Source organism: Burkholderia sp. KBS0801, assembly GCF_005937855.2.
GTDB classification, from domain to species: domain Bacteria; phylum Pseudomonadota; class Gammaproteobacteria; order Burkholderiales; family Burkholderiaceae; genus Burkholderia; species Burkholderia ambifaria.
In genome coordinates this window covers 2,163,678-2,181,593 of record NZ_CP042177.1, presented here as the reverse complement: position 1 = coordinate 2,181,593, position 17,916 = coordinate 2,163,678, and the positions used below count along the sequence as shown (strand labels likewise).

At 67.4% G+C, this 17,916-nt stretch carries 11 protein-coding genes; 8 read left to right on the top strand and 3 right to left on the bottom strand.

Annotation, left to right across the window (positions count from 1 at the left end):
• Positions 1-41: 41 nt before the first annotated feature.
• The 6 genes from FFI87_RS10325 to FFI87_RS10300 all read left to right on the top strand — a co-directional run bounded on the left by FFI87_RS10325 (position 42) and on the right by FFI87_RS10300 (position 10,262).
• Positions 42-983 (top strand): DMT family transporter, encoded by a 942-nt coding sequence (locus FFI87_RS10325; protein WP_012364141.1) that lies wholly within the window; start codon positions 42-44, stop codon positions 981-983.
• A 139-nt stretch (positions 984-1,122) separates the two neighbouring features.
• The gene (smc, locus tag FFI87_RS10320; RefSeq protein WP_138847518.1) at positions 1,123-4,635 is read left to right on the top strand and encodes a chromosome segregation protein SMC; all 3,513 of its coding nucleotides are present in this window, start codon (positions 1,123-1,125) and stop codon (positions 4,633-4,635) included.
• Between the two features lie 85 nt (positions 4,636-4,720).
• A complete protein-coding gene (locus tag FFI87_RS10315) occupies positions 4,721-6,010 on the top strand; it encodes a cell division protein ZipA C-terminal FtsZ-binding domain-containing protein (protein ID WP_138847519.1) in 1,290 nt (429 codons plus the stop codon).
• 162 nt (positions 6,011-6,172) lie between these two features.
• The gene (ligA, locus tag FFI87_RS10310; protein WP_138847520.1) at positions 6,173-8,248 is read left to right on the top strand and encodes an NAD-dependent DNA ligase LigA; all 2,076 of its coding nucleotides are present in this window, start codon (positions 6,173-6,175) and stop codon (positions 8,246-8,248) included.
• Positions 8,245-8,778 (top strand): peptide deformylase, encoded by a 534-nt coding sequence (gene def / locus FFI87_RS10305; protein WP_006755124.1) that lies wholly within the window; start codon positions 8,245-8,247, stop codon positions 8,776-8,778. The genes ligA and def overlap by 4 nt, the downstream gene beginning before the upstream one ends.
• Positions 8,779-8,936: 158 nt before the next feature.
• Positions 8,937-10,262 carry an IS4 family transposase gene (locus tag FFI87_RS10300; RefSeq protein WP_138847259.1) on the top strand — a complete coding sequence of 442 codons (1,326 nt, stop codon included), beginning with the start codon at positions 8,937-8,939 and terminating at the stop codon, positions 10,260-10,262.
• 67 nt (positions 10,263-10,329) lie between these two features.
• On the opposite strand, the gene FFI87_RS10295 is transcribed toward FFI87_RS10300, so the two are convergent.
• The 3 genes from FFI87_RS10295 to map are packed head-to-tail and all read right to left on the bottom strand — an operon-like array spanning position 10,330 to position 15,728.
• On the bottom strand, positions 10,330-12,270 hold the full coding sequence (locus tag FFI87_RS10295; RefSeq protein WP_138847521.1) for a pseudouridine synthase: 1,941 nt from the start codon (positions 12,268-12,270) through the stop codon (positions 10,330-10,332).
• Between the two features lie 16 nt (positions 12,271-12,286).
• Entirely contained in the window at positions 12,287-14,863 is a 2,577-nt protein-coding gene (locus FFI87_RS10290) for a [protein-PII] uridylyltransferase (protein WP_138847522.1), read from the bottom strand.
• Positions 14,864-14,912: 49 nt separating this feature from the next.
• Positions 14,913-15,728, bottom strand: a complete 816-nt coding sequence (map, locus tag FFI87_RS10285; RefSeq protein WP_012364135.1) for a type I methionyl aminopeptidase — start codon at positions 15,726-15,728, stop codon at positions 14,913-14,915.
• A 380-nt stretch (positions 15,729-16,108) separates the two neighbouring features.
• Between map and rpsB the strand changes: the two genes are divergently transcribed.
• Both rpsB and tsf read left to right on the top strand, forming a co-directional pair.
• Entirely contained in the window at positions 16,109-16,849 is a 741-nt protein-coding gene (gene rpsB, locus FFI87_RS10275; RefSeq protein WP_006752149.1) for a 30S ribosomal protein S2, read from the top strand.
• 162 nt (positions 16,850-17,011) lie between these two features.
• Positions 17,012-17,893, top strand: a complete 882-nt coding sequence (gene tsf, locus FFI87_RS10270) for a translation elongation factor Ts (protein WP_006752150.1) — start codon at positions 17,012-17,014, stop codon at positions 17,891-17,893.
• Positions 17,894-17,916: the final 23 nt, after the last annotated feature.

Sequence of the window (17,916 nt, the reverse complement as noted above, 5' to 3'; positions counted from 1 at the left end):
GAGCGGCGGCCGGGCCGGTCGAATAAAGGGTATCGAACCAAATGAATAACGCGGTACGCGGCAGCCTGCCGACGCTGGCCATCCTGATCGGCGCTTCGGTATGGGGCCTGATCTGGTATCCGCTGCGCATCCTTGCGTCGCTCGGCCTCACCGGCACGCTGGCAAGCGCGCTGACGAGCCTCGTCGCGTTCCTGTTCGTGATCGTCGTGCGCCACCGCACGATCGCGACGCTGCGCTGGCACTGGGTGCTGCCGGGCATCGCGATCACGGCCGGCGTGACCAACCTCGGCTTCGTGTGGGGCACGATCCACGGCGAAGTGCTGCGCGTGATGCTGCTGTTCTACCTGACGCCGGCGTGGACCGCGATCTACGCGCATTTCCTGCTGCGCGAGCGCCTGACCTGGGCCGGCGCGGGGCTTGCGGCGCTGTCGATCGGCGGCGCGATGCTGATGCTGTGGTCGCCGACGCTCGGCGTGCCGCTGCCGGCCAACCCGGCCGAATGGGCAGGGCTCGCGGCCGGCCTGAGTTTCGCGATGAGCAACGTGCTCGTGATCAAGGCGAGCCGCGAGCTGCCGGAGATGCGCGCCGAGATGCGCACCGCGACGCTGTTCGGCGGCGCGGCGGTGTTCGGCGCGATCGCGTCGCTGTTCGAGGGGCTGCCGGCCGCGCCGGCCGGCAGCCAGCTCGGCACCGCCGCGCTGATCATCGTCGCGATCGGCGTGACGGTCGCGGTGAACAACCTGCTCGTGCAGTACGGGCTTGCGCGCGTGCCGGCCAACCGCGCGTCGATCATCATGCTGTTCGAGATCGTGATCACCGCGCTGTCCGCATGGGTGTTCGCGAGCGAACTGCCGAGCGCACGCGAGTGGGCGGGCGGCGCGTGCATCGTGCTGGCGACGCTGCTGTCGAGCCGGGTCCATCGTGCCGCGCCCGCACGGGGCAAACCCGGCGACGGGCGGGACGGCGAACGCGCGATGGTATGATGGAAGCCGTTTGCGGGGCCCAACGCTGGATGCGCGCGGCCCCGCTTTTGAATTCCGGGGCGCATCGCGCACACGGGCCGTCCGGCCCCGCGCGTCGCGGCCCGTTCCGTTTCACACCTTCTTCACATCCGATACCGCCGTGCGTCTGAGCTCGATCAAACTCGCTGGCTTCAAATCCTTTGTCGATCCCACGCATTTCCAGGTTCCGGGCCAGCTAGTCGGCGTGGTGGGCCCGAACGGGTGCGGCAAGTCCAACATCATCGATGCCGTGCGCTGGGTGCTCGGCGAGTCGCGCGCGTCCGAGCTGCGCGGCGAGTCGATGCAGGACGTGATCTTCAACGGCTCGACCGCCCGCAAGCCCGGCAGCCGGGCAAGCGTGGAGCTGATCTTCGACAACTCCGACGGCCGCGCGGCCGGGCAGTGGGGCCAGTACGGCGAGATCGCCGTTAAGCGCGTGCTGACGCGCGACGGCACGTCGAGCTACTACATCAACAATCTGCCGGCGCGCCGCCGCGACATCCAGGACATCTTCCTCGGCACGGGCCTCGGCCCGCGTGCGTACGCGATCATCGGCCAGGGCATGATCGCGCGGATCATCGAGGCGAAGCCGGAAGAGCTGCGCGTGTTCCTCGAGGAAGCCGCGGGCGTGTCCAAGTACAAGGAACGCCGCCGCGAGACCGAGAACCGCCTGCACGACACGCGCGAGAACCTGACGCGGGTCGAGGACATCGTCCGCGAGCTCGGCGCGAACCTCGAGAAGCTCGAGGCGCAGGCCGTCGTCGCCACCAAGTACAAGGAACTCGTCGCCGACGGCGAGGAGAAGCAGCGCCTGTTGTGGCTGCTGCGCAAGAACGAGGCCGCGAGCGAGCAGCAGAAGCAGCAGCGCGCGATCGAGCAGGCGCAGATCGACCTCGAGGCGCAGACGGCCCGGCTGCGCGAAGTCGAGTCGCAGCTCGAGACGCTGCGGGTCGCGCATTACTCGGCGAGCGACGCGATGCAGGGCGCGCAGGGCGCGCTCTACGAGGCGAACGCCGAAGTGAGCCGCCTCGAGGCCGAGATCAAGTTCATCGTCGAATCGCGCAACCGCGTGCAGGCGCAGATCGCCGCGTTGAACGCGCAGCGCGAGCAATGGCGCGCGCAGGCCGAGAAGGCGCAGGACGAGCTCGAGGAAGCCGAGGAAGCGCGCGCGATGGCCGACGAGAAGGCCGCGCTCGCCGAAGACAACGCGGCCGCGAAGCACGACGCGCTGCCGGCGCTCGAAGCGAAGTGGCGCGATGCGCAGGCGCAGCTCAACGACGAGCGCGCGCGCATTGCGCAGACCGAGCAGTCGCTGAAGCTCGAGGCCGCGCACCAGCGCAATGCCGACCAGCAGCTCCAGCAGCTTCAGCAGCGCCATGAGCGCCTGAAGTCCGAGGCAGGCGGGCTCGATGCACCGGACGAAACACAGCTCGAAGAGTTGCGCATGCAGCTCGCCGAGCAGGAAGAAATCCTCGCCGAGGCGCAGGCGCGCCTGGCCGATGCGCAGGAAGCGTTGCCGCGCCTCGACGGCGAACGCCGTGCCGCGCAGGAGCGCGTGCAGGCCGAAAGCACGCAGATCCACCAGCTCGAGGCGCGGCTCGCCGCGCTCAAGCAGCTGCAGGAGAACGTGCAGACCGAAGGCAAGATCCAGCCGTGGCTCGACAAGCACGAACTCGGCGCGCTGCCGCGCCTGTGGAAGAAGCTGCACGTCGAAGCGGGCTGGGAAGCGGCGCTCGAGGCCGTGCTGCGCGAGCGCCTCGCCGCGCTCGAAGTGTCGAACCTCGACTGGGTGAAGGCGTTCGCGACCGATGCGCCGCCCGCGAAGCTCGCGTTCTACGCGCCGCCGGCCGCCGGTGAACCGCCGGCCGCCGCGGCCGGGCTGCGCCCGGTGCTGTCGCTCGTACGCATCGACGATGCAGGCATTCGCGCGGTGCTGAACGACTGGCTCGGCAACGTGTACGTCGCCGACGACATCGCACAGGCGCTCGCCACGCGCACGCAGCTGCCGGCAGGCGGCGCGTTCGTCGTCAAGGCCGGCCACATCGTCACGCGCGTCGGCGTGCAACTGTACGCGGCTGATTCGGAGCAGGCCGGGATGCTGGCCCGCCAGCAGGAAATCGAGAACCTGGGCCGCCAGGTGCGTGCGCAGGCGCTGCTCGCCGACGAGGCCCGCACGGCCGCGGTGCGGGCGGAAGCCGCGCACACCCAGGCCACGCAGGCGCTCGGCGACGTGCGCGCGCAGGCCGAACGCGCGACGCAGCGCGTGCACGCGCTGCAGATGGACGTGCTGAAGCTCGCGCAGGCGCATGAACGCTACACGCAGCGCAGCACGCAGATCCGCGAGGAACTCGAGGAAATCGGCGCGCAGATCGACGAGCAGCGCGCATTGCGTGCCGAATCGGAAGCGAACTTCGAGCGTTTCGACGGCGAACTCGCGGAACTGCAGGCGCGCTTCGAGGACAACCAGCTCGCGTTCGAAGCGCTCGACGAATCGCTGACGCACGCGCGCCAGGAAGCGCGCGATCTCGAGCGCGGCGCGAACGACGCGCGCTTCGCCGCGCGCAACGCGGTCACGCGGATCGACGAGCTCAAGCGCAGCATCCAGGTCGCGCACGAGCAGAGCGAGCGCGTCGCCGCGTCGCTGGAAGACGCGCGCGCCGAACTCGAAACGATCAACGAGCAGACCGCGCACACGGGGCTGCAGGACGCGCTCGAAATTCGTGCGGTCAAGGAAGAAGCGCTGCAGGCCGCGCGGATCGAACTCGACGACCTGACCGCGAAGCTGCGCGCGTCGGACGAGCAGCGTCTCGTCGCCGAGCGTTCGCTGCAGCCGCTGCGCGATCGCATCACCGAGCTGCAGTTGAAGGAGCAAGCCGCGCGCCTGTCCGTCGAGCAGTTTGCCGAGCAGCTCACCACCGCCGAGGTCGACGAGGAAGCGCTGCGCGAGAAGCTGACGCCGGACCTGAAACCGTCGTACCTGCAGGGCGAGGTCACGCGCCTGAACAACGCGATCAACGCGCTGGGCCCGGTGAACATGGCCGCGCTCGACGAGCTGAAGGCCGCGAGCGAGCGCAAGGTGTTCCTCGACGCGCAGTCGGCCGACCTGACCGATGCGATCACGACGCTCGAGGACGCGATCCACAAGATCGACCAGGAAACCCGCACGCTGCTGCAGGGCACCTTCGACGAGGTCAACCGTCACTTCAGCGACCTGTTCCCGCGCCTGTTCGGCGGCGGCCAGGCGAAGCTGATCATGACGGGCGACGAAATCCTCGATGCGGGCGTGCAGGTGATGGCGCAGCCGCCGGGCAAGAAGAACGCGACCATCCACCTGCTGTCGGGTGGCGAGAAGGCGCTGACCGCCACCGCACTGGTGTTCGCGATGTTCCAGCTGAACCCGGCGCCGTTCTGTCTGCTCGACGAGGTCGACGCGCCGCTCGACGACGCGAACACCGAGCGTTTCGCGAATCTCGTGCGCGCGATGTCCGACAAGACGCAGTTCCTCTTCATCTCGCACAACAAGATCGCGATGGAGATGGCGCAGCAACTGATCGGCGTGACGATGCAGGAGCAGGGCGTGTCGCGGATCGTCGCGGTGGACATGGAAACCGCCGCGGGTTTTGCCCAGAATTGACGTTTGACGAAACCGGACCGCGTTCGCGCGGCGCATGGGCGCCCGTTCGCGGGTCCGACGAAAAAGAATTGCTGATGGAGCGTGCATGGACGAGTTGACACTCGGTTTGATCGGCGCCGGCGCCGTCGTGGTGGGCGGCGTCGTGGTCTACAACGCGTGGCAGGGCGCGAAGGTGCGGCGCAGGATGCCGCGCCCGATGCCGGAAGAGGCGGCCGAGGCGATGAATCGCCCCGAGCGCGACGAGGAGCTGCCGTTCATCGAGCCGGTGCGCCAGCCCGCGCGCCGCGAACCCGCGGCACCGGCGCCGGGCGCCGCGAGCACGCCGGCGGAAGCGGCGCGCGTCGAGCCGACCTTCGGCGGCGCGGCGCCTGCCGACATGCCGGCCGATCTGCAGGCCGAGGCCACCGGTGGCGACACGCCGCCGGAATCGGCCGAGCCGGCCAGGCAGTCCGGCGACGCAGGTTCGGTCGCCGCCGCATCTGAAGCGCCGGCCGGCGACGCATCGAACGAGGCGGCCGAACCCGTGCTGCCGGCCGCGACGACGATCTCGTCGGCACCGCCCGCGATCGTCGACCGCCGGATCGACTGCATCGTGCCGATTCGCCTCGGCGGCCCGCTGCCGGGCGACAAGATCCTGCCGGCCGCGCAGCGGCTGCGCCGCGCGGGCAGCAAGCCCGTGCATATCGAAGGCAAGCCGGAAGGCGGCCAGTGGGAACTGCTCCAGAACGGCGTGCGCTATGAAGAACTGCGCGCGGCCGCGCAGCTCGCGAACCGCAGCGGCGCGCTGAACGAGCTCGAATTCTCCGAGTTCGTGACGGGCGTCCAGCAGTTCGCCGATGCGATCGACGGCGCACCGGAATTCCCGGACATGATGGAGACGGTCGCGATGGCGCGCGAGCTCGACGGCTTTGCCGCGCAGTGCGACGCGCAGCTGTCGATCAACGTGATGTCGGACGGCGCGCCGTGGTCGGCGAACTACGTGCAGGCCGTCGCATCGCAGGACGGGCTGCTGCTGTCGCGCGACGGCACGCGTTTCGTGAAGCTCGACGCGAAGCAGAACCCCGTGTTCATGCTGCAGTTCGGCGACACGAACTTCCTGCGCGATGACCTGACGTACAAGGGCGGCAACATGATCACGCTGGTGCTCGACGTGCCGGTTGCCGAAGAGGACATCCTGCCGTTCCGGCTGATGTGCGACTACGCGAAGTCGCTGTCCGAGCGGATCGGTGCGCGGGTCGTCGACGATTCGCGCCGGCCGCTGCCGGAATCGACGCTCGTCGCGATCGACCAGCAACTGATGAAGCTGTACGCGAAGCTCGAGGAAGCGGGCATCCCGGCCGGTTCGCCGGTCACGCGACGCCTGTTCAGCCAGTAACGCGTTGCACGGGCGGTGGCCATTCGTGCCGCCGTCCGTCGCTGCACTGCCGCACGCACGCTGGCTCCAGCCGGCTTGCGCGGCACGCATCGCGTGCCCCCGTCGCGGCGTCAAACTGAGATAATCGAACATCCGATTTTTCAGAACGAATTTGCCGCCAGCATGGCCCGAACCCAAGCCGAACCGCCAGCCAGCCAGCCCGACGCGCGTGCCGCGTGGCTGCGCGACCAACTCGAGCGGGCGAATTACGCCTATTACGTGCTCGACCAGCCGGATCTGCCCGATGCCGAATACGATCGACTGTTCGGCGAGCTGCAGCAACTCGAAACCGATCATCCCGACCTCGTGACGCCCGATTCGCCGACGCAGCGCGTCGGCGGCGAAGTGGCCGGCGGTTTCACGCCGGTCGTCCATGATGCGCCGATGCTGTCGCTGAACAACGGCTTCGCCGACGAGGACATCGCCGCGTTCGACAAGCGCGTCGCCGATGCGCTCGGCAAGACGACCGATCTCGCAGGCTCGGTGACGGACCCGGTCGAATATGCGTGCGAGCTGAAGTTCGACGGGCTCGCGATCTCGCTGCGCTACGAGCACGGCGTGTTCGTGCAGGCGTCGACGCGCGGCGACGGCACGACCGGCGAGGACGTGACCGAGAACGTCCGCACGATCCGCTCGATCCCGCTGAAGCTGAAGGGCGCGCACGTGCCAGCCCTGCTCGACGTGCGCGGCGAGGTGCTGATGTTCAAGCGCGATTTCGCACGCCTGAACGAACGCCAGCGCGCGGCCGAGCAGCGCGAATTCGCGAACCCGCGCAACGCGGCGGCCGGCAGCCTGCGCCAGCTCGATCCGAAGATCACCGCGCAGCGTCCGCTGTCGTTCTTCGCGTACGGGATCGGCGTGCTCGACGGCATGCCGATGCCGGACACGCACAGCGCGCTGCTCGACTGGTACGAGTCGTTCGGCCTGCCGGTGAACCGCGAGCGCGCGGTCGTGTACGGCGCCGACGGCCTGCTCGGCTTCTTCCGCAAGGTCGGCGAGAAGCGCGAGTCGTTGCCGTACGACATCGACGGCGTCGTCTACAAGGTGAACCGGCGCGACGAACAGGATCGCCTCGGCTTCGTGTCGCGCGCACCGCGCTTCGCGCTCGCGCACAAGTTTCCCGCACAGGAAGCGCTGACCCGGCTCGTCGCGATCGACGTGCAGGTCGGCCGCACGGGTGCGATCACGCCGGTCGCGCGGCTCGAACCGGTGTTCGTCGGCGGCGCGACGGTGACCAACGCGACGCTGCACAACGAGGACGAAGTGCGCCGCAAGGACATCCGGATCGGCGACACCGTGATCGTGCGGCGGGCGGGCGACGTGATCCCCGAGGTCGTCGGCGCGCTGCTCGAGCGCCGGCCGGAAGACGCGGCCGAATTCGTGATGCCGACCGAGTGCCCGGTGTGCGGCTCGAAGATCGAGCGGCTGCCGGACGAGGCGATCGCGCGCTGCACGGGCGGCCTGTTCTGCCCGGCGCAGCGCAAGCAGGCGCTGTGGCACTTCGCGCAGCGTCGCGCGCTCGACATCGACGGGCTCGGCGAAAAGATCATCGATCAGCTCGTCGAACTGAATCTCGTGCGCACGCCGGCCGACCTGTTCAATCTCGGTTTCGCGACGCTCGCGGAACTCGACCGGTTCGCCGAGAAGTCCGCGCAGAATTTGCTCGACTCGCTCGAGAAGGCGAAGCACACGACGCTCGCGCGCTTCATCTACGGGCTCGGCATTCGCCATGTCGGCGAATCGACCGCGAAGGATCTCGCGAAGCACTTCGGGTCGCTGACCCCGATCATGGACGCGTCGATCGAGGAACTGCTCGAAGTCAACGACGTCGGGCCGATCGTCGCCGAGTCGATCCACCAGTTCTTCGCGGAAGAACACAACCGCACCGTGATCGAGCAACTGCGCGCGCCCGGCAAGGTCACGTGGCCCGAAGGCCCGCCCGCGCCGAAGGCGCCACAGGGCGTGCTGGCCGGCAAGACGGTCGTGCTGACGGGCACGCTGCCGAATCTCACCCGCGACGCGGCGAAGGAGATGCTCGAAGCGGCAGGCGCGAAAGTCGCGGGCTCGGTATCGAAGAAGACGGATTACGTGGTCGCGGGCGCCGACGCCGGCAGCAAGCTCGCGAAGGCCGAGGAACTCGGCATCCCCGTACTGGACGAAGACGGACTGCACCAACTCCTGGAGGGCAACACCCCATGATTCGCGAGATCCTGAAGATGGGCGATCCGCGCCTGCTCGAAGTCGCCAAGCCGGTCGCGCAGTTCGACACGCCGGAACTGCACGAGATCGTCGCGGACATGTTCGAGACGATGCATCACGCGAACGGCGCGGGGCTCGCCGCGCCGCAGATCGGCATCGGGCTGCAGATCATCATCTTCGGCTTCGGCAGCAACAACCGCTATCCGGATGCGCCGCCCGTGCCCGAGACCGTGCTGATCAACCCGAAGCTCGAATACATGCCGCCGGACATGGAAGAGGGATGGGAAGGCTGCCTGTCGGTGCCGGGCATGCGCGGCGTCGTCAGCCGCTATGCGAAGGTGCGCTACAGCGGCTACGACCAGTTCGGCGCGAAGATCGACCGCGTCGCCGAAGGCTTCCACGCGCGGGTCGTCCAGCACGAATACGACCACCTGATCGGCAAGCTGTATCCGATGCGGATCACCGACTTCACGCGCTTCGGCTTCACCGAGGTGCTGTTCCCGGGGCTCGATCCGACCGACGACGACTGATCCCGGCAAGCGGCGGTGCGTGATGTTTCGCGCCGTCGTGCCGGAAACGAAAAAGCCCGCTTGCGCGGTAATGCCGTTCAGTTAAGCGACTGAACGGCATTTTTGTTTTTGGGAGGAGTGGTTGTAAACGGTGCGCAGAGGTGTTAACTTCTGGCGCGATGCTTTCCAGCCACCTCACCTATCTAAGTGCAGCCCAACAGCCCACGCCGGACCTGAGCCGGCTGGCGGAACATTTGCCGCAAGAATGGATCGAGCATGCGATCGAGGCGACGGGCACCGCGAGTATCCGCCGTCGGCGCTTGCCGGCCGAACAAGTGGTTTGGCTGGTGATTGCCTTGGCCATGTACCGGCACTGGTCGATCAATGAGGTACTCGACAGTCTCGATCTGGCGCTGCCCAACGAGGTCGTCCCCTTCGTCAGCAAGAGTGCCGTGGCGCAGGCGCGCCAGCGTATTGGCGAAGCGCCGCTGGCGTGGCTGTTCGAACGGACAGCCTGGGCGTGGACCACGCAGGACGCGGCACGCCATGCATTCAAGGGATTGAGTCTATGGGCGATGGACGGCACCACGCTGCGCACGGCCGACAGCCCGGCCAATCGTGAGCACTTTGGCGCGCAACGCTATGCCAGCGGCAAGGTCGCCAGTTACCCGCAGGTGCGGGCCGTGACGCTGACTGCCATTCCGACGCATCTGGTGGCCGATATCAACTTCGGCGCTTATGGCACCAACGAAATGGTGTACGCCCAGGATCTGCTGCCGCAGATACCGGACAATTCACTGACGGTATTCGACAAGGGCTTTCTGGCCGCTCGGATCTTGTGCGGCCTGACGATGAATGGGCACAACCGCCACTTCCTGATTCCGGCCAAATCCCATACCCGATGGGACGTGATCGACGGCACGCCGGACGATGCGACAGTACGCATGCGCGTGTCCCCGCAGGCGCGCAAACAATCTCCCGAACTGCCGGAGTTCTGGCAGGTCCGTGCGATTCGCACCATCGATGCGCGCGGGCGCGAACGCGTGCTGCTGACCTCGCTGGATGATCGCCAACGCTTCAAACCGGCCGATATCGTCGCCTGCTATGGGCGCCGCTGGCAAATCGAAACCAGCTACCGAGAATTGAAGCAGTCGATGCTCGGTGCGGAGCTGAGCTTGCGTAGCCGGACCGTCGAAGGGGTCTATCAGGAGATCTGGGGCGCATTGATTGCCTACAATCTGATTCGCCGCGAGATGGCCACTGCCGCATGGCAGGCGAAACTCGATCCGACCGACATCAGCTTCGTACGGGCATTGCACGTCTTTCAGCACGAAATGATGTGGGCTGCCGTCACCCCGGCCTTCGGCAAGATACCGGCGTGGCTCGACCGCCTGCACGCTCGCCTTGCGTTCGAGACCGTGGAAAAACAACGGGGGCGTGAATGCCCCCGTGTGGTTAAAGCTCGCCCCAAGCGTTACGCCGTTCGGCACATCACTGTCCCTTAACTGAACGGCATTACCGCTTGCGCGGGCTTTTTTCATTGCAGGGCACGCCGTGCGTGCGTGCCTGCCGTCAGAACGACTCGTCGGGCGACAGGTAGCGCCATTGCCCTTGCGGCAGCGCGCCGAGCATCACGCGGCCCATCCGCACACGCTTCAGGCCGATCACTTCGAGACCGACCAGTTCGCACATCCGGCGGATCTGGCGCTTCTTGCCTTCACGCAGCACGAAACGCAGCTGTTCGCCGTTCTGCCAGCTCACCATCGCGGGTTTCAGTGCGACACCGTCGAGTTCGAGGCCGTGGCGCAGTTTCGCCAGCGATTCGGCGGGGAAGTGCTGGTCGATGTCGAGCAGCCGTTCGCCGAAGCGCACGCGCACCAGGTACTCCTTGTCGATGTCCGACTGCTCGCCGATCAGCTGCTTCGCGATCCGGCCGTTCTGCGTCAGCACGAGCATGCCGGTCGAATCGATGTCGAGCCGGCCGGCCGGTGCGAGCGCGTGCAGATGCTGCGGCGAGAAGCGCAGCGGCGAGCGGTCGCCGCTCCACTGGTTCGCGCGCGTGATCAGCACCGACGCGGGTTCGTAGCCGTCTTCCGCCTGACCGGACACGTAGCCGACCGGCTTGTGCAGCAGGATCGTCACCTGTGCGGCCTGCGCGGCGCTCGCGCGTTCGTCGATCTCGATCTTCTGGTCGGGACGGACCTTGGTGCCGAGCGTGTCGATGCGTTCGCCGTCGACGAGCACCCAGCCCTTTTCGATCCATTCGTCGGCTTCGCGGCGCGAGCACAGGCCGAGCTCGGACATGCGCTTCGACAGGCGCATCAGGCCGGTTTCGTCGCCGTGATCGATGTCGGGGGCGCGGCGCTTGACCGGTTGTGCGGTCTTCGGCGCGGTGGCCGTCGAGCGGCGCTCGGTGTTGCCGCGCTCGCCGTAGCTGCGCTTTTCGCCGTAGCCGGGTGCCTTGTCGCGATACGGTGCGCGTGCGCCGCCTTCGGCGCCTGCGCGGCGCGGCCGTGCATCGTCGTCGCTGCGGCGAGCCGGGCGGTCGGTTGACGTACGGCGTTCGCCGAAGCTGCGCTTCGGTGCGTCGCCGATTGCCTTGTCACGAAAGGGCGCGCGTGCGCCGCCTTCGGCGCCTGCGCGGCGCGGCCGTGTATCGTCGTCGCTGCGGCGAGCCGGGCGGTCGGACGACGTACGGCGTTCGTCGAAGCTGCGCTTCGGCGCATCGCCGGTTGTCTTGTCACGATAGGGCGCGCGTGCGCCGCCTTCGGCGCCTGCACGGCGCGGGCGCGTATCGTCGTCGCTGCGGCGAGCCGGGCGGTCGGACGACGTACGGCGTTCGCCAAAGCTGCGCTTCGGTGCATCGCTGGTTGCCTTGTCGCGATACGGCGCGCGTGCGCCGCCTTCGGCGCCTGCGCGGCGCGGCCGTGCATCGTCGTCGCCGCGGCGAGCCGGGCGGTCGGACGATGTACTGCGTTCGCCGAAGCTGCGCTTTTCGCCGTAGCCGGTTGCCTTGTCGCGATACGGTGCGCGTGTGCCGCCTTCGGCACCTGCGCGGCGCGGCCGCGCATCGTCATCGCTGCGGCGAGCCGGGCGATCGGTCGACGTACGGCGTTCGCCGAAGCTGCGCTTCTCGCCGTAGCCCTCCGCCTTGTCGCGATACGGTGCGCGTGCACCGCCTTCGGCGCCCGCGCGGCGCGGCCGCGCATCGGGCTGGCCTTCGGCGCTGCGATACGGACGCGCGGGACGCGCGTCGCCACGCTCCGCACCGCCGTCACGCGGTGCGCGCTTCGCCGGCGCACGATCCGCGCCCGGGCGTTCCGCGCCGCGCGGCTTGAACGCGCGTTCGCCGGCGGCTGCCGGCGCGGCGGCCTTCTTCGGGCGCGGCGGCTTGTCGGCCGCGGGCGGCCCGGCGGGGCGCACCGCCTTGCGAGCGACGAGGCTGCCGGAGCGGACGGGTGCGCGGGTCGGCGACGCCGGACGCGGATTCTTGACGGTTAATTTGGTGCGCATAAACGCTGGGATTCATTCAGACTGCGATCGCGCGCAGCAATTCGGTTTCGAGCTGGATCTGCAGGCGGTTGTCGGACAGGCCGGCACCATCGAGCAGGAAGATGTCCTCGACGCGTTCGCCGAGCGTATTGATCCGCGCCGCGTGGACGCCGACCTGATGCTCGGCCAGTACGCGCGCGATCGAATAGAGAAGGCCCGGCCGGTCGTTGGCGGACACGGACAGGATGTAGTACTGGCCGCGCTCGTCGGCCCGGAGGTCGACGCGCGGCGTGATCGGAAACGTCCGGGACAGCCGCGACAGGCGGCCCTTGGACGGCTCCGGCAGCGGCGCGGTCTCGGCAAGGCGCGTCGCGAGTTGCTGTTCGACGAGATTCGCGATGTCGCGATAGCGCACGTCGCGTTCGGTTTGCGTGACGATGAAATTGTCGAGCGCATAGCCGTGCCGCGTGGTGCTGACGCGCGCATCGAGCACGGAGAGTCCGTTGCGGTCGAAGTACGCGCAGATGCCCGCGAACAGGTCGGGGCGGTCCTTCACGTACACGAGCACCTGCAGCGCGTCGCCGATCGGCGACGGCCGCGCGCGGACGATCGCCGTCTCGGCGTTCACGTGCCGGTACAGCACGCGCGTCTGCCATGCGATGTCGGCCGCGTCGTGACGCAGGAAGAAGCCGACGTCGAGCTGATCCCACAGCGCGCGGTGCGCGTCGTCGGGCACGGTCTCGAGGCGCAGCAGCGCGAGCGCCTGCTCCTGGCGCGACTTCAGTTCCGAATGCGCGTCGGGGTTGGCGCCGCCGAGCACCGCGAGCGTGATGCGGTAGAGATCCTCGAGCAGCTTGCCCTTCCACGTGTTCCACACCTTCGGGCTCGTGCCGCGAATATCGGCGACGGTCAGCAGGTAGAGCGCGGTGAGGTAGCGTTCGTTGCCGACGACTTCCGCGAAGCGCTTGATGACCTCCGGGTCGCTCGTGTCCTGCTTCTGCGCGACCTGGCTCATCGTCAGGTGATGCTGGACGAGCCACACGATCAGCGCCGCGTCGTCGCCGGTGATGCCGTGCTCGCGGCAGAAGCGCCGCGCGTCGGCCATCCCGAGCGTCGAATGGTCGCCGCCGCGGCCTTTCGCGATGTCGTGGAACAGCGCGGCGACATACAGCACCCACGGGCGCTCGAAATTGCCGATCAGCTGGCTGCAGAACGGATATTCGTGCGCATGCTCGGCCACCGCGAAGCGGCGGAGGTTGCGCAACACCATCAGGATGTGCTGGTCGACCGTATACACGTGGTACAGGTCGTGCTGCATCTGGCCGACGATGCGGCGGAAATTCAGCAGGTAGCGGCCGAGCACGCTCGTCTGGTTCATCAGCCGGAATGCATGTGTGATGCCTTCGGGCTGCTGCAGGATCTGCATGAACGCGCGGCGGTTCTGCGGATCGCGCCGCCACGTGTTGTTCATGATCTCGCGCGAGTTGTACAGCGCGCGCAGCGTGCGGGCGGACAGGCCCTTCACGCCGCGGGTCACCTCGTACAGCAGGAAGGCTTCGAGGATCGCGTCGGGATGGCGTTCGAACACGCCGTCGTCGACGATCTCGAGCATGCCCTGCTTCTCGACGAAACGATCGGGCGACAGCACGCGCGTGATGCCGCTCGTCGCGGGGAACAGCTGCGCCTCGATGTTCTGGATCAGGATCGTCGCGAGCTGCGTGACCGCCTTCGCGGCCCAGTAGTAGCGGCGCATCAGCTGCTCGCTCGCGCGCTTGGCCTGCGTCGGCCGGTAGCCGAAGCTCTCGGCGGCCTGCGTCTGCAGGTCGAACACGAGCATGTCCTGGCGGCGGCCGGCGATCACGTGCAGCCGCGCGCGCAGCGTCTTCAGGAATCCTTCGTTGCGGCGCAGCTCACGCGCCTCGCGCTCGGTGATGAGCCCGCGCGTGTCGAGCTCGCGCCAGCTGCTGCCGAAGCCGGCCGCGCGCGCGATCCACAGGATCGTCTGCAGGTCGCGCAGCCCGCCGGGGCTTTCCTTCACGTTCGGCTCGAGGCTGTACGGCGTGTCCTGGAACTTCGCGTGGCGCTGGCGCATCTCGAGCACCTTCGCGGTGAAGAACGCGCGGGCGTCGAGCGCCTCGTGATACCGCACGGTGAAGCGCTCGAACAGCGCGGTGCTGCCGACGATGCGGCGCGCCTCGAGCAGCGAGGTCTGCACGGTGACGTCCTGCGACGCTTCCTCGATGCATTGCGCGACCGTGCGCACGCTGCTGCCGATCTCGAGGCCGAGATCCCACGCCATCCCGATGAAGCGCTCGATGCGCGCGTCGAGCGCCGGGTCGTGCGCGTCGGGCAGCAGCACGAGGATGTCGACGTCGGAGTAGGGCGCGAGCTCGCCGCGTCCGTAGCCGCCCACGGCGATGAGCGCGAGCGTCGCGGGCAATCCGCAGTCGTCCCACACGCGCTTGAGCGCGTCGTCGGTGAGTTTCGACAGCGCGTGCATCAGCGACGCGACGTTCGCCGCGCTGCGAAAGCGCTCGAGCATGTCGGCCTTGGCGGCCTTGAATTCGGCGCGCCGCGACAGCGCTTCGGACGAGGGGGCGGCGTGAGCGCTCATGGGTGGCCGTTCAGGTCGGGGGCGGGCAGGCGGGCGGGCGCGACGGCGCTCAGACCGCGGCGGCCGGTTGCGCGAACACCGGGCGTGCCGGCGTGCCGGCCGACACGGTCAGCACCTCGTAGCCCGTCTCGGTGACGAGCACGGTGTGCTCCCATTGCGCGGACAGGCTGCGGTCGCGCGTCTTGACCGTCCACTGGTCGGGCATCGTGCGGATGTCGCGCTTGCCGGCGTTGATCATCGGCTCGATCGTGAAGATCATCCCGGCCTTCAGTTCGATGCCGGTGCCCGGACGGCCGTAGTGGACGACCTGCGGATCTTCGTGGAACACCGTGCCGATGCCGTGGCCGCAGTATTCGCGCACGACGCTGTAGCCCTGCGCTTCCGCGTGCTTCTGGATCGCATAGCCGATGTCGCCGAGGTGCGCGCCGGGCTTGACCTGGTCGATGCCGAGCCACATGCACTCGTAGGTGGTCTGCACGAGGCGCTTCGCGAGGATCGAGCCCTCGCCGACGATGAACATCCGGCTGGTGTCGCCGAAGTAGCCGTTCTTGATCACGGTGACGTCGATGTTCAGCGCGTCGCCGTTCTTGATCACCTTCTCGCCCGGGATGCCGTGGCAGATCACGTCGTTGACCGAGATGCAGGTGGCCTTCGGGTAGGGCGGGTAGCCGGGCGGCTGATAATTCAGCGGTGCGGGGATCGTGCCCTGCTCGTTGACCATGAATTCGTGACAGAGCCGGTCGAGTTCGCCGGTCGTGACGCCCGCGACGACGTGCGGCGTGATGAAGTCGAGCACTTCGCTCGCGAGACGGCAGGCGACGCGCATCTCGGCGATGTCGTGTTCGTTTTTGAGCGTAATAGCCATCGAGGTATGCCTGGAATGCGGTGAATTGACGGATTATCGCACCTTATGGCTGGCCTCGCAGCCCCTGCCGGCGGTGCCGATGCGGGTTTTCGGGGATTGTCCGGCCCGCTGCCGCGCGGCAAGCGAAAGTGGCGAGCGACTTGAGAGCCGACAAATCGGCGTGCTATACTCTTTGGCTAAGTCGACATCCAAATGCCGAACCTGCCTCGTTTTGGGGCGGCATGGCGATGGAAGGCTTGTGGCACGCGCATTTTCGCACGTGCCGAATCGCAAGCCGGCGCAACCAAGGGTGCCGGCCGCGCGGAACGAAGGTCCTTCGGGGCGCGTTCGCGCGGCGGTACGGCAGCCGGCTTAAGACCCAACCCTCGTGGAGAATTTACATGGCAGTTACGATGCGCCAAATGCTGGAAGCGGGTGTCCACTTCGGTCACCAGACGCGCTTCTGGAACCCGAAGATGGCTCCGTTCATTTTCGGTCACCGCAACAAGATTCACATCATCAACCTCGAAAAGACGCTGCCGATGTTCACGGACGCACAGAAGTACGTGCGTCAGCTGGCAGCAAACCGCGGCACGATCCTGTTCGTCGGCACGAAGCGCCAGTCGCGTGACACGATCGCCCAGGAAGCGCAGCGCGCGGGCATGCCGTTCGTCAACGCACGCTGGCTCGGCGGCATGATGACCAACTTCAAGACGCTGAAGGTATCGATCAAGCGCCTGAAGGACATGGAAGCGGCAGTCGAGGCAGGCGAGCTCGAGAAGATGAGCAAGAAGGAAGCGCTGCTGTTCGAACGCGAAATCGCCAAGCTGCAGAAGTCGATCGGCGGCGTGAAGGACATGGGCGGCATTCCGGACGCAATCTTCGTCGTCGACGTCGGCTACCACAAGATCGCCGTAACGGAAGCGAACAAGCTGGGCGTGCCGGTCATCGCCGTGGTCGACACGAACCACTCGCCGGAAGGTGTGGATTACGTGATCCCGGGTAACGACGACTCGAGCAAGGCAGTCGCGCTGTACGCTGAAGGCGTGGCCGACGCGATCCTCGAAGGCCGTGCGAACGCGGTCAACGAAGTGGTCCAGGCGGCGCGCGGCGACGACGAGTACGTCGAGGAAAACGCGTAACTGGCCCCGAGCCGGCGCAAAAAGGGGGCTCTCAACAGGCCCCCTTTTTTTAAGCTTGTGCGCCGGACCTGATCGCGCCGAATCGGCGCGGGTCCGGAAACGATTTTCGGCCGTTCGCGTCCAAGCGGGCGGCGTGGTGAATACAGACTCAAGGAGCGAATGATGGCGGCAATTACCGCAAGCATGGTGGCAGAACTGCGCGCAAAGACCGACGCACCGATGATGGAGTGCAAGAAGGCGCTGACGGAAGCCGACGGCGACCTGGCCAAGGCTGAAGAGCTGCTGCGCGTCAAGCTCGGCAACAAGGCGAGCAAGGCGGCATCGCGCGTGACGGCCGAAGGCGTCGTCGCATCGTTCGTCGGCGGCAATGCAGGCGCGCTGGTCGAACTGAACTGCGAAACCGACTTCGTCGCGAAGAACGACGACTTCCTCGCATTCTCGAAGACGGTTGCAGAACTCGTCGCGACGCAGAACCCGGCCGACGTGGCCGCGCTGTCGGCGCTGCCGCTGGAAGGCTCGACGGTCGACGCAGTGCGCCTGGCACTGATCGGCAAGATCGGCGAGAACGTCTCGATCCGCCGGTTCGTGCGCTTCGAAACCGCGAACAAGATCGCGACGTACCTGCACGGCGCGCGCATCGGCGTGATCGTCGAGTACACGGGTGCGGACGAGCAGGTCGGCAAGGACGTCGCGATGCACATCGCCGCGATGAAGCCGGTCGCGCTGTCGTCGGCCGACGTGCCGGCGGAGCTGATCGACACGGAACGCCGCGTGGCCGAGCAGAAGGCTGCGGAATCGGGCAAGCCGGCCGAAATCGTCGCGAAGATGGTCGACGGCAGCGTCCAGAAGTACCTGAAGGAAGTGTCGCTGCTGAACCAGACGTTCGTGAAGAACGACAAGCAGACGATCGAGCAGATGCTGAAGGCCGCGAATTCCACGGTGCAGAAGTTCGCGCTGTTCGTCGTCGGCGAAGGCATCGAGAAGCGCCAGGACGACTTCGCCGCCGAAGTGGCCGCGCAAGTCGCAGCAGCAAAGCAGCAGTAAGCAGTCAGGCAGTATCCGCGGCG